The following is a 12,875-nucleotide window of genomic DNA, read 5'->3' as shown; positions in this document are numbered from 1 at the left end:
TAATCTCAACCATTTAGGGATGCTTAAAGCCCCCTCAAAATCCACGGTCGGTTATCAGAACAAAAATAGAAGCTGGGAGCTTTTCAGGGATTATTATTACATCCTGTTGGAAAGTCTGGGACAGCAGGCCCATATGAAGCGGACCAAATTCAGGATCAAGTCAAAAATATTCCTGTTGGATGCTACCACCATAAGTCTTTGTTTGAGTCTTTTTGACTGGGCAAGGTACAAGACAAAAAAGGGAGCCATAAAAATGCATACCTGCTGGACTACGATGGACATTTGCCTGCTTATGTAAATATCACGGACAGTAAAACAGCGGACAATAAAGGAGCTTACGATATCCCGCTACTGAAGGGTAGTGTCTTTGTTGCCGATAGATTCTATAATGATTTTGCACTGCTAAATATTTTTTACAGCAACGGGGTTAATTTTGTGGTCAGGCATAAAGACAACATAAAGTTCAGGACGATCAAAGAGCTCGAACTTCCACAGGACAGACACTAGCACTTCTTAAAAGACGAGATCATTGAATTGACGGGAGTCAAATCAAAAAAGAGATATCCTAAAAAACTCCGCAGGGTTGCATTATGGGATCAAGAAAACCAGCAGGTCATTGAGGTCATTACCAATCAAATATCTTGGACAGCAAACACCATAACGGAACTCTACAAGGCCAGATGGGAGGTAGAAATATTTTTCAGGGACATAAAACAGCAATTACACATAAAGTCTTTCATCGGAACCAGTGAGAATGCGGTGATGATACAAATCTGGACTGCATGGATAACCATACTCAACCTAAAAGCATTAAAAACACAAGCAAAGCATCCTTGGTATTTATCAAATTTGGTGGCCTTATTAGACTTAATCTTTTTGTCAAGGTAGATTTGCACAAATGGCTTGATAATCCATTTGCAAAGGAACAACCACCTCCCAATAAACACATACAAGGGGTTCTTTTTTGAAAATCAATTAAAACATTGAAGTAAACCAGTAAAATGGTTAGATTTAACATGCCTTAAATTTATTTAGGACAGGATTGGTTATTAATAATAAATAGTCAAAATAAAAAGCACTAGATATGAAAGCCTTGCAAATAGTAAAATATGATGAAATAAAAGATGGATTATCCATCAATAAAATCAAAAAACCAGCCCTAAAGGCGAATGATATTTTAATTGAAGTTAAAGCTGCAGGATTAAACCCTATAGATTACAAAATAGTGGAAGGTCAACTGAAAGGTATGATTTCTTTAAACTTACCTTGTACAATCGGTTTTGACGTGAGTGGTGTAGTTGTTGAAAAAGGTGCAGATGTAACTAATTTTAAAATTGGAGATGAAGTCTATTCTAGAGTCCCACAAGAACAAATGGGCACAGTAGCAGAATTTGTAGCCGTTAATAGTGACTTGGTTGCTAAAAAACCAGATAATGTCTCTTTTGAAAAAGCTGCTGGTTTACCATTAGTTGGACTCACTGCAATCCAAGCTTTAGAGCGTGTTGGTCTTAAGGAAAATGATAGAATCCTAATTCATGCCGGCTCTGGTGGTGTAGGTAGTTTTGCCATTCAGTATGCAAAGGCAAAAGGAGCCATTGTGTATACGACTACCAGTACTAAAAATGTAGATTGGGTTAAAGCTTTGGGCGCCGACCGTGTGATCGATTATAAAACAGAAGATTATAAAGAAGTTGCTACTAATTTGGATATCGTTTTCGACACTTTAGGAGATGATTATACTTTTGATGCTTTTAAGATCATTAAAAAAGGTGGAAAAGTAACGACAATAGTAGGTCCACCAGACGAAGAAACAGCAAAGCAGATGGGTATGACCGATTATACATTGCCCAAAAAATTATCAAAGTTAATTGATGAGAAGTCCGCCGCTTACAAGCTAACTTGGATGCAACCTAATGCAAAACAACTGAAGGAAATTGCGACTATGGTTGAAGATAGAGCTATAAAACCCATAGTAGATTTTATTTATTCTCTTGAAAATGGAATAGATGCCTACGAATACTTAGCGTCAGGAAGGGCAGAAGGAAAAGTAATCATAAGTCTTTCTCCAAACTAAACTTCAAAAATAATTATCCAAAGTTTTAACTTGGGAAAAATATAAGTATCATATTCCTCTCTTCTGTTTTTTTTTATAAACTGAAAAGCTAGTATCTTTTTTATACTCTGCTATTAAATTTAAACATTGTAAATTGACGCAACTATATCTAATTTTTCATAACTTTAAGAGGTTATAAATCTATAATTATGAAAAACAAAATCTTGAAATTAGTATTGATTCTAATACTCGTATTATCTGTAAGTTGTAGTGATAATGATGATCAAATAGTTGTCGATTATGGTGGTTCAGCATATTATTTTATCAATAACAAAACAACTAAAGACCTAGTAGTAATTTTCCAAAAAACTGAAGAATTAGGTTCTGAAATTGACACCACAACGGTTATACCTTCTACTATTTCTTTACTAATCTTAGAAGATTTTTTATTTGGGCAAAATCCAGTACCTGAAGATTCCTTCGAAGGGATTAAAGTTTATGAGGCTTCTAACTTATCCGATCCACTCTTAACTTTTTCACCAGTTGATAATGAAGAATGGACGATTATAAGTCAAGAATTAGTGGATTATGATTTGGTTTAACCAGTTATGAAATTATTTTAACCGATTCTATTTTAGATTAAAAAAATTGGCGATAAATAAGTTTACGGGTTAGTTATAGATTAAACCATGTTCAAGTAGATTTCAAAGTGAATAGGAAATCTCATACTTCCAAAACTATAATTATTCACGTAAGCCTAACTTATAGAGAGGTTATGTTTTAATTTCAGCCTTTAAAGCCCTATAATTTAATTCTGAATTTATGACATAAAAAGGATATTAGATATGACACTCCAAACTAAACCTTAAAGTCTCAGTAATTTAATTTCAAAAAAACTATATTTGCACGCAATTAAATTTAATTGCAATGACACATTCAAAAGTAAAAGGATTAGGCTTTACCTACGACGACGTTCTTTTAGTTCCTGCTTACTCAGACGTCCTTCCTAGGACTGTAAGTATCGAAAGCAAATTCACAAGAAATATATCACTTAATGTTCCAATAGTCTCTGCCGCCATGGATACGGTAACAGAATCTAGAATGGCTATTGCCATTGCAAGAGAAGGTGGAATTGGCGTTCTTCATAAAAATATGACCATAGAGCAACAAGCCCTTAAAGTTAGAAGAGTGAAGCGTGCTGAAAGTGGAATGATCATAGATCCTGTTACACTTCCCATAACCGCTACTGTGAAAGATGCTAACGATAGCATGCGAGAACACAGTATTGGAGGAATTCCTATTGTAGACGATTTTAAAAAATTAATAGGTATTGTTACCAATCGCGATTTGCGTTTTGAACAAAAAAACGACAGACCTATTAAGGAGGTCATGACCACCAAAAATTTAGTCACAGTGAGTGAAGGGACTTCCCTTAAAGAAGCTGAAGTCATTTTGCAAAAACATAAAATTGAAAAACTTCCAGTTACCAATAAAAATAACGAACTCGTAGGTCTTATTACCTTCAGAGATATAACAAAATTAACTCAAAAGCCGTTCGCCAATAAGGATCAGTACGGGAGGTTGAGGGTTGCTGCTGCCTTGGGAGTGACCAATGATATTGTAGAAAGAGCAACAGCCTTAGTAAAAGCTGGCGTAGATGCCGTTGTTATTGATACGGCACACGGCCATACAAAAGGGGTGGTAGATGTTTTGAAACTCATTAAAAAAGAATTTCCAAACCTCGATGTTGTGGTTGGAAATATAGCTACAGCCGAGGCTGCAAAATATTTGGTAGAGGCTGGCGCAGATGCAGTGAAAGTCGGAATTGGCCCAGGATCTATTTGTACCACACGAATTGTTGCTGGAGTAGGTTCTCCCCAATTATCTGCGGTTATGGAAGTTTCTGAAGCTATAAAAGGATCTGGTGTTCCTGTAATTGCCGATGGAGGAATTCGATATACAGGTGATATTCCCAAGGCTATTGCTGGAGGCGCAGATTGCGTGATGCTTGGATCATTGCTGGCTGGAACCAAAGAATCTCCTGGAGAAACCATCATTTATGAGGGTCGAAAATTTAAATCTTATAGAGGAATGGGATCTGTAGAGGCTATGCATAAGGGCTCTAAAGATAGGTACTTTCAAGATGTTGAAGATGATATCAAAAAGCTAGTCCCAGAGGGCATTGTAGGCCGTGTTCCTTACAAAGGAGAATTGGTAGAGAGTATGGTGCAATTTATCGGCGGATTAAGAGCAGGTATGGGCTATTGTGGAGCAAAAGATATTTCAGCTTTAAAAGAAAATGCTCAGTTTGTTCAAATTACAAGTTCTGGTATCACAGAAAGTCATCCGCATGGCGTCATCATTACAAAAGAAGCTCCTAATTATAGTAGATAATTAAGGTTCATAAAATAAAAAAGCTCGAAATAGTATTTCGAGCTTTTTTATTTTATTCTTTAACCTCAAACTTATTCAGGGGTTACGTCTGGATTGTCTTTGACCTCAATTCCCATTTTCTCCAAGGTTTTAAGAGTGATGTCAAATTTAGGATCGATATAAATGATACTGTTGTTTTCATCAAAGATCTGAGTAAACCCATCTTCTATGACAATAGCTTCTACTGTTTTTCCTATTTTATTATAAAGTGGTCTCAGATATTCATCCTGTTGTATTTGAAGCATTTTAGAGGAATTTTCTTGTAGTTTTTGTAAATTCTCTTCTAAGTCGACAACTTCTCCCTGCTTCATTTTCTTCATCAGGTCGCTCATATCTTTTTCCCCTTCTTTATAGTTGGCTACCACTTCTTGGTATTCTAAGTATTTTTGTTGAATGGTGCTATCCAATTTGGCGCTGTAGACTTTTAATCGTTCTTCAACATCTTTTATCTCGGGCATCTGAGATAAAATGTATTCATTATTAATGGTGCCTACTTTAGTTTGTGAAAAAGCACTTAAGCTTAAAGTCAATAAAGCAATGTAAATAATCTGTTTCATCGGTATTTAATTTTTTACAAATAAAGTTATTTATTATTATAAATCAAACCATAGTCAATTTGTTTTCACACTCTTACCGTCTTCGATAAAAGCTTTAAAATCTTTTTGGACTAAAACAGATCGTTTTTTAAAGATTTCAGGCAGTAACTTGCTAATCACTTTCATAAAGCCTGAAAATTTAAATTCGCTATAAGAGGTCCATTTAGTTTGATTCTCGTTGATATCCTCAAAATAATTTTTTTGAACGCTCTCAATACCTTTAGAAGAATATTCCCCATGCCATTCTTCGGGTAGATTCTTTTTTATGATTGTTTCTGTCATTTTTATAGACTGACCTTCTATGGTGATGTATAGTTTTCGTTTACTCCCTACTTCACCATTTTTACCACTTAGAGGCCGACTCCGTTTGAGCCCTCTCTGCCAAAGCGGAAGTAAACTTGGATTTTCAAACGCATCGATGATTTCTTGCCTAGGTTTGTTGATGATAATTTCGGTCTTATATTCCATGTATTCTATCCTGATTTTTTTATTTTATTTTCTTAATTTCCAGAAGACTAAGTTCCTTTTGCAAACCTTTTATTGACGTTGGCATAAAAAATTGTTTACAGCTTACTACCAATATACATATAAATCCAATTCAAATCTTCATCTGGAACCTCTTCAAATTTCAGCATAATCTTTTAAAATTAGCTTAACACTGTTAATGGCTTTAAAGAGGTTTGATTTGGCCCTGTTATTTTATTTCAATCACTCTTTCCTCAATATGAGTTGTCTCCTCAGCTGTTATTTCTTTGGTCTCGATACTATATATTATCCATCCGCTTTCTCCATGAATTCTTGAGGCTGTGTTTGTCTCGTTGGTCAATGAAGGAAACTCATTTCTTGGTGGGATTTTATCACCAAATGTTCCTAGCATTTTTAAATGTTTATAGGTTGCATCGGTTAATTGCTTTGAATTTATAAGTTCATTTGATCTGAGTATTGAATTTCCATCAATCTCGTTTATCTCGTCTAAACTGAATCGGACGTCTGTTTCAAAAGGTTCACCTCCAAAATTATTCGACGTTTCTAATACCCCTTCTAATTCCTCTCCAAGATTGTATTTTACGCCGTGAAATTTATAAAACTGTAAGGCGTCTTTAACAGCATTTGCCTCAATAGATTCCTTTGTTGAATATATACTCATCACATTAGCAATTATTTCTTTATAATTTGGAACCTCTTTCAATTCAACTTTAAGCTTCTCAGTCCCCTTTACTAGATAATCTCTAACTTCTTTCCAATTGACAATTTCTATAAATGCACCATATTCATCTGTTTTTATTTTAACAGAAATATCGTTAGCAATTGATGCTAGTTTTCTAACCAATTCATTTTCGGTATCTATTGAGTAGTTTTTATAAAACCAGTCAATTGTATAGCTATTTTCTGTTGAATCAATTATTTTAATATCTACCTCATATTTCATTAATTCTCTTGAAATTGTGTCTTTTCTTTTTATTTTAAATTTCTCATAAGCAACATTATATGACTGTGTTTCTTGATTTGACCAATATCCAATGACTTGAACGGTTGAATCTTTCGCGCTTATTTGTCCAAAAAGGGATAATGAAAGAAGGGATAGTGTTCCAAATATTAATAATTTATACATTTAGATGTTGTTAGTTTTTATTGTCTAAGGCGATAACATCGATTTCCGTTGATATTAGTATTCATATTTAGGTTGGGTGCATACATAACCTTTCCATACTGGAAGTGTAGGCTTATTCACCATGATAAAAAAAGTCAAAAGAAGTATGCATGTTATATAATTTAAAATTGGTGTCTTCGTGTTAGCTTTCGCTTTATCATTTTACTTTTCGCAATACATCCGGCTCAGAATTCTGCACGAGTTAAATAAATCCTTTACTCCAGTTAAAAATTGAGCTCACACTTAACCGTAGTTTTTCATTATTTAAAATTACTTTTTAATAATCAAAATCCAATAAAATCGCCTTTAAATGTTTGATTCTGAGTAACTTTTTTATGATGTTATGAAAATAAATTGTTTTCACTTTTTGTTTTCAGATTTTTTGTCTTTTCTCTGCTAATCGAACCTTTACCTAAAGTGATTATTTGTTTTTCCAAAAAGAGTGGAATTGTACACAGCATTTTATTCCACATTAAGCAATTCTAGGGTATAGTTCATTTGTGTATCTACATTTTTTATAAAATCTTCAAATGATTGTGTCACTTCTAAATCTGATAATAGGCTTCTATTATAAGGTTGATTTGGTCTTTGCGATACGTCTTGTTCTAAATTTACTATCAAAAACTGTGTTACGCTTTTTGATTTAGGTAATTTATATTCCATGGGTGTATGTCCATTGTGCCCGTAATATCCACCGATTGTGTTTTAGTTTCCTGCAACCATTGAAGCGAATAAGCTACCAGCAGACGCGACTGCTGCACTTATTAATAAATAGATGTTACCTGTGAATGCATTTTTGTTGGGTGACCTTATCTTGTGGTCATTGCTATCTTTATTTTGATAATACTTCTTATCTTTTTCTAACGGAAAAACACCTTGAAGTTGTCGATTATATTTACCCACAAGTAACGGTTTAATAATTTTAGGGATACCAATGTTATAATATTTAAGTAATGGTATTTTTTAAAACTAGACTAGCACTTTTGTATGTTTTATTAAAGTGACTTTTCAATGGTTTTGTTACGAATAAAAAAATCGGGGGCTTCTTTTTTTGCTATGGTAATGAAAGGGCTAACCAGAACATACATAGACGCCATGATGACTTTACATGTTTGCACTTAAATTGGTAATGAACAACCCAATTAAAAGGAATACTCTTCTTATTCTGAGAAACCTCATCCCCAAAGATTATAGACAAACAAGCGGTTAAGTCAAAAAAAAACAATCATTTAGGTTATCAACTATGCTAATGCTAAGTTACTAAAGGCCATATTTTTTCTTTATTTGTTCGTTAAAAACAATACTTAAGTTTTGGTTTAAAATTTTATCATGTCGGATTACAACATTCCATTCAGGAATCTTTTTTGCAATTCTAACCGCCTCTTTTATATAAGTATTTTCTGGATCGTCAATAAGATTGCTTTCGTCAATTAGGTAAGTGTTTTTCCAGTCAATATTTCTTAGTTTTCCATTTTTTCTAGGTTCAACGCTTACCCAAACTTGAAGATGTTTGTTACTCAAATCGGGTAGCTTACTCCATTCAACATTTCTGTAAATAAAGCTGTAATAGATGTTTGGGTCATAAGATAAAAATTCAGATTCTCTTAAGACTGAATTTTTATAATCCGTGGTTTTGATCAAAACTCCATTTTTGAATTCAAGAAGTTTTTCATTTGGATAAATTGAAGTGTTTTTGTGATGGATTCCCATGCAAACAGTACAGGTTCCTCTGAAAGTAGTTAAAGAAGAATTTACCCAGTCGGCAAAAATTCGCTTTTCTATAGTAGAGAAAACTTTGTTTAATCCGATGTTTTTTTCACTATTGTATAATGAACTTAAATCCGTCAAATAAAGGCTGTCATTTTCAATAAACCATTCTGTTTTATAGTTTCTCCAAAAATTAATTAAAATAACAGAATCCTTTGATTTTTCAATTCTATTGATTTCAATTTGACTTGTAATGACTGGGGTTAATTGCTCCCAATCAGCCTTTAGTTCCAGTGGGTTTGGGTAAAGGTTCAACGTGTCGGACTTCCAAATTAAGACATCTGTACTTTGCCCGTTTGCCATGGTTGCAAAAATTATCGATACTATGTAAATGAATTTTTTATAAGCCCGCTATAAACCCTATTCAACTCTCCACTATAGAGTATAACTCTATGTAGAATCTTTATTTTTACTATCAATTAAATTAACACTTTTACATATATTATCACTGGTTTTCCCTAGGGTTTTAAACTAAACCTTTATCCCCATCAATTCTCGCGATAAACATAGTTCATGCTTCCGAAAACAAATGAATGAAAAGACACGCGTGAGGGATTGTAGCGGTTACCCCGAACTAAAAAAGCAGTAGTCTTACTCAGGTAAGACTACTGCTTTTGTGGAGGCGTAATAGCAAAAAGCCCGACCCCTTCCCAATCTTTATCGGGAAGGGGACACGCCCATCTACGTTTTAAAAAAATTACATATTTCGTCTATACTGCCCGCCGACTTCAAAAAGAGCTTCCGTGATTTGACCCAAAGAACAATACTTGGTCGCTTGCATCAATTCTTCGAAGATATTTTCATTTTTGATAGCCGCTTCTTGTATGCGTTTTAGGTTGTCTTGTGCTTTACCTTCATGAACCATATGCAGTTTGTTGAGCGTATTGATTTGGAACTCCTTCTCCTTCTCTGTCGCTCGGATCACTTCCCTTGGTTTTACCGTTGGCGATCCCTTGGAACTCAAAAACGTATTCACCCCAATAATTGGGAATTCGCCTGTGTGTTTAAGCATTTCGTAATGCAGACTCTCTTCTTGAATTTTACTTCGCTGATACATCGTCTCCATCGCTCCCAAAACTCCGCCACGCTCCGTAAGACGATCGAATTCTAACAAGACTGCTTCTTCGACAAGATCTGTCAATTCTTCAATAATAAAAGAGCCTTGGATCGGATTTTCGTTCTTCGCCAAACCTAATTCTTTGTTGATGATTAACTGGATAGCCATTGCTCGACGAACAGATTCTTCTGTGGGTGTTGTAATCGCTTCATCATACGCATTGGTATGTAGAGAATTACAGTTGTCATAAATAGCATATAAGGCCTGCAGAGTAGTTCTAATGTCATTAAAATCTATTTCTTGGGCATGAAGCGAACGACCAGACGTCTGGATATGATACTTCAACATTTGCGCCCGTGAATTTGCTCCATATTTGTCGCGCATAGCTTTGGACCAGATTCGTCTCGCGACCCTACCAATAACCGCATATTCTGGGTCTACTCCGTTGGAGAAAAAGAAACTTAAATTAGGCCCAAACTTATTGATGTCCATTCCACGGCTTAAGTAGTATTCCACATACGTGAATCCATTAGAAAGCGTTAAAGCTAATTGCGTAATTGGGTTGGCACCTGCTTCAGCAATATGATATCCAGAAATAGAGACAGAGTAGAAGTTTCTCACTTTATTTTCAATAAAATACTCCTGAACATCTCCCATGAGTCGTATGGCAAACTCTGTTGAGAAAATGCAGGTGTTCTGAGCTTGATCTTCCTTAAGAATATCGGCCTGTACGGTTCCTCGCACTACAGCAATAGTCTCCCGCTTGATCTTTTCATAAACATCAGTAGGCAAAACCATATCTCCAGTAACACCAAGCAACATCAGTCCAAGTCCGCTGTTTCCCTCAGGAAGCTCACCTTGATAGGTGGGAATCTCACTTCCATTTTTTTTATAGATGGCCTTTATCTTGGCTTTTACGTCCTTCTCTAGACCTTGTTCTTGAATGTATTTTTCACACTGCTGGTCGATTGCGGCATTCATAAAAAAGCCAAGCAACATAGGAGCAGGTCCGTTGATGGTCATACTCACAGAAGTCATAGCATCTGCTAAGTCAAATCCTGAGTATAATTTTTTAGCATCATCCAAGCAGCAAATTGATACCCCCGCATTACCAATTTTACCGTAAATATCTGGTCTGTAGTCAGGATTATTTCCATAAAGTGTCACCGAATCAAAAGCTGTAGAGAGTCGTTTTGCAGGTAATCCAGCACTTACATAATGGAACCGTCGATTGGTTCTTTCTGGTCCGCCTTCTCCAGCAAACATTCTGGTTGGATCTTCTCCCGTTCTTTTAAAAGGATATAATCCAGCTGTATAGGGAAATTCCCCTGGGACATTTTCTTGTAATAACCATTTTAGTAAATCACCCCAAGCTTTGTATTTTGGTAAAGCAACTTTGGGTATTTTAAGATGAGAAAGTGACTCGGTATACGTATCGATTTTTATCTCTTTATCTCTAACTTTAAACGTGTAGACCTCATTTGTATAGTTCTGAACGACATGTCCCCAATCTAGAATCTTCCCCCAATTATAGGGATCAAGATCCATTTTTACTCTATCAAATTCTTTTTTAAGCAATTCGACTAAAGTTTTGTTATCCTCAGTAATTGTTTCTTTTAATTGCGCTTCATCTAACCCATTTTTATCAAGCTGAAGTTTGCTTTCTGTCACACTTTCTATGGTTTTAAATATACCATAGAGTTTTTGAGCAACCTCTACCTGAGAGTTGGCTTTATCATCATAAGATCTATTGCTTTCTGAAATTTCTGAAAGGTAACGCGTCCGTGCCGGTGGAATTACGAAAATTTTCTCTGACATCTCATCCGTGATATGGTAATCACTTTTTAGACTAGTAGACGTCTTTTCTGAAAGCTGATCCATAATTCTTTTGTAAAGAATATTCATTCCAGGATCATTAAATTGAGAGGCTATCGTTCCGTAAACGGGAAGGGTTTCTGGTTTAGCATCCCATAAATTATGATTGCGTTGGTATTGTTTTTTGACATCGCGAAGCGCATCTTTTGCGCCACGCTTATCGAATTTATTGATCGCCACAAGATCTGCGAAATCCAACATATCTATTTTCTCTAATTGTGTGGCTGCCCCAAATTCTGGCGTCATCACATAAAGAGAAATATCGGAATGGTCCAGAATTTCAGTATCACTTTGACCGATCCCTGAGGTTTCTAAAATGATTAAATCGTAGTTAGCTGCTTTTAAGACCTCAACCGCTTCTTGAACATATTTTGATAAAGCTAAATTAGATCGACGTGTGGCTAAAGAACGCATATACACTCTTGGTGAGTTAATAGAATTCATACGAATTCTGTCTCCCAGCAAGGCTCCTCCTGTCTTTCGTTTGGAAGGATCTACAGAGATAACTCCTATTTGCTTGTCTTCAAAATCGACCAAGAACCGCCTGATCAATTCGTCTACCAATGAGGATTTACCGGAGCCTCCTGTTCCCGTGATTCCTAAAACAGGAACTTTATTTTTATGAGCATTCTGAATCGGTAAGAATATATTTTTAAATTCATCATGCCGGTTCTCTGCTAGAGAAATTAATCTAGCAATAGTGTTGGCCTCTTTTTGTTTTAGAAGCTCTGCAGTTTTCTCTGGTGCATTCAATTTTGGAGTTGGGAAATCAGATTTTTTGACCAAATCGTTGATCATTCCTTGCAATCCCATTTCACGTCCATCATCGGGAGAATAAATCCTAGTGATGCCGTGTTTCATTAATTCCTCAATTTCTTCGGTAAGGATGACTCCACCTCCACCACCAAAAATCTTAATATGATTAGCTCCCTTTTCTTGAAGCAAATCGTACATATATTTGAAGTATTCATTATGTCCTCCTTGGTAAGAAGTCATAGCTATAGCGTTAACGTCCTCTTGAATCGCCGTGTTGACTACTTCTTCTACGCTCCTATCATGTCCAAGGTGAATAACTTCAACTCCAGTGGACTGAATGATACGACGCATCACGTTGATAGCGGCATCGTGGCCATCAAACAAAGAGGCAGCGGTAACAATTCTAATTTGATTTTGGGGTGTATATGGTTTTTGTTGCTCCATTATGGTATTGAATTATTATGAAAATTTGTACTGTAAAATTACGAAATATTCAACTCAACGCCTTTAGAATTTTAAAGGAATAGTTGTGGAATTCTTTTTGCATCAGCATCACTCGCACTTATTGTCAATATTATTCCCATTTTGCAATACGTACAACATATAAATTGGTATGTTTGTAATTAAATCTTAATAATTGAGTATTATGAAAAAAATTTACTTGTCAATTACAGCACTATTATTTGC

The 12,875-nt window shown here is 35.3% G+C and carries 10 protein-coding genes and 2 pseudogenes; 5 read left to right on the top strand and 7 right to left on the bottom strand.

Annotation, left to right across the window (positions count from 1 at the left end; all coding sequences use genetic code 11):
* From CXF67_RS18960 to guaB, 5 genes and pseudogenes are all read left to right on the top strand, one after another.
* Positions 1-298, top strand: a pseudogene (locus CXF67_RS18960) (hypothetical protein); the annotation flags it as partial.
* Positions 283-888: pseudogene (locus tag CXF67_RS19245) on the top strand (IS4 family transposase). The pseudogenes CXF67_RS18960 and CXF67_RS19245, both read left to right, overlap by 16 nt.
* A 196-nt stretch (positions 889-1,084) precedes the next feature.
* Positions 1,085-2,074 carry an NADP-dependent oxidoreductase gene (locus tag CXF67_RS15390; RefSeq protein ID WP_102089546.1) on the top strand — a complete coding sequence of 330 codons (990 nt, stop codon included), beginning with the start codon at positions 1,085-1,087 and terminating at the stop codon, positions 2,072-2,074.
* 188 nt (positions 2,075-2,262) lie between these two features.
* Positions 2,263-2,655, top strand: a complete 393-nt coding sequence (locus CXF67_RS15385; protein ID WP_257984720.1) for a hypothetical protein — start codon at positions 2,263-2,265, stop codon at positions 2,653-2,655.
* A 325-nt stretch (positions 2,656-2,980) separates the two neighbouring features.
* Positions 2,981-4,447 (top strand): IMP dehydrogenase, encoded by a 1,467-nt coding sequence (guaB, locus tag CXF67_RS15380; protein ID WP_102089545.1) that lies wholly within the window; start codon positions 2,981-2,983, stop codon positions 4,445-4,447.
* 71 nt (positions 4,448-4,518) lie between these two features.
* Here the strand turns inward: guaB and CXF67_RS15375 are convergent, their stop codons facing one another.
* From CXF67_RS15375 to CXF67_RS15350, 7 genes are all read right to left on the bottom strand, one after another.
* A complete protein-coding gene (locus CXF67_RS15375) occupies positions 4,519-5,043 on the bottom strand; it encodes an OmpH/Skp family outer membrane protein (protein WP_102089544.1) in 525 nt (174 codons plus the stop codon).
* A 54-nt stretch (positions 5,044-5,097) separates the two neighbouring features.
* Positions 5,098-5,550 (bottom strand): SRPBCC family protein, encoded by a 453-nt coding sequence (locus CXF67_RS15370; protein WP_102089543.1) that lies wholly within the window; start codon positions 5,548-5,550, stop codon positions 5,098-5,100.
* A 226-nt stretch (positions 5,551-5,776) separates the two neighbouring features.
* Positions 5,777-6,694, bottom strand: coding sequence for a hypothetical protein (locus CXF67_RS15365; RefSeq protein WP_102089542.1), 918 nt, complete (start codon positions 6,692-6,694; stop codon positions 5,777-5,779).
* Positions 6,695-7,195: 501 nt separating this feature from the next.
* On the bottom strand, positions 7,196-7,396 hold the full coding sequence (locus tag CXF67_RS15360; protein ID WP_102089541.1) for a hypothetical protein: 201 nt from the start codon (positions 7,394-7,396) through the stop codon (positions 7,196-7,198).
* Between the two features lie 42 nt (positions 7,397-7,438).
* Complete coding sequence (locus CXF67_RS17920) at positions 7,439-7,636, bottom strand: S41 family peptidase (protein WP_145990487.1); 198 nt, start codon at positions 7,634-7,636, stop codon at positions 7,439-7,441.
* Positions 7,637-7,993: 357 nt separating this feature from the next.
* On the bottom strand, positions 7,994-8,803 hold the full coding sequence (locus tag CXF67_RS15355) for a hypothetical protein (RefSeq protein WP_102089540.1): 810 nt from the start codon (positions 8,801-8,803) through the stop codon (positions 7,994-7,996).
* 394 nt (positions 8,804-9,197) lie between these two features.
* Positions 9,198-12,632, bottom strand: a complete 3,435-nt coding sequence (locus CXF67_RS15350) for a methylmalonyl-CoA mutase family protein (RefSeq protein WP_102089539.1) — start codon at positions 12,630-12,632, stop codon at positions 9,198-9,200.
* Positions 12,633-12,875 lie beyond the last annotated feature (243 nt).

Origin of the sequence: Psychroflexus sp. MES1-P1E (genome assembly GCF_002836055.1) — a bacterium.
GTDB lineage: Bacteria > Bacteroidota > Bacteroidia > Flavobacteriales > Flavobacteriaceae > Psychroflexus.
This window is presented reverse-complemented; position numbering and strand designations above follow the sequence as displayed.

Bases quoted from the DNA above. Each gene is read 5' to 3' on its own strand.
- CXF67_RS15390 (WP_102089546.1), top strand. From the start codon at position 1,085: ATGAAAGCCTTGCAAATAGTAAAATATGATGAAATAAAAGATGGATTA.
- CXF67_RS15385 (WP_257984720.1), top strand. From the start codon at position 2,263: ATGAAAAACAAAATCTTGAAATTAGTATTGATTCTAATACTCGTATTA.
- guaB (WP_102089545.1), top strand. From the start codon at position 2,981: ATGACACATTCAAAAGTAAAAGGATTAGGCTTTACCTACGACGACGTT.
- CXF67_RS15375 (WP_102089544.1), bottom strand. From the start codon at position 5,043: ATGAAACAGATTATTTACATTGCTTTATTGACTTTAAGCTTAAGTGCT.
- CXF67_RS15370 (WP_102089543.1), bottom strand. From the start codon at position 5,550: ATGGAATATAAGACCGAAATTATCATCAACAAACCTAGGCAAGAAATC.
- CXF67_RS15365 (WP_102089542.1), bottom strand. From the start codon at position 6,694: ATGTATAAATTATTAATATTTGGAACACTATCCCTTCTTTCATTATCC.
- CXF67_RS15360 (WP_102089541.1), bottom strand. From the start codon at position 7,396: ATGGAATATAAATTACCTAAATCAAAAAGCGTAACACAGTTTTTGATA.
- CXF67_RS15355 (WP_102089540.1), bottom strand. From the start codon at position 8,803: ATGGCAAACGGGCAAAGTACAGATGTCTTAATTTGGAAGTCCGACACG.
- CXF67_RS15350 (WP_102089539.1), bottom strand. From the start codon at position 12,632: ATGGAGCAACAAAAACCATATACACCCCAAAATCAAATTAGAATTGTT.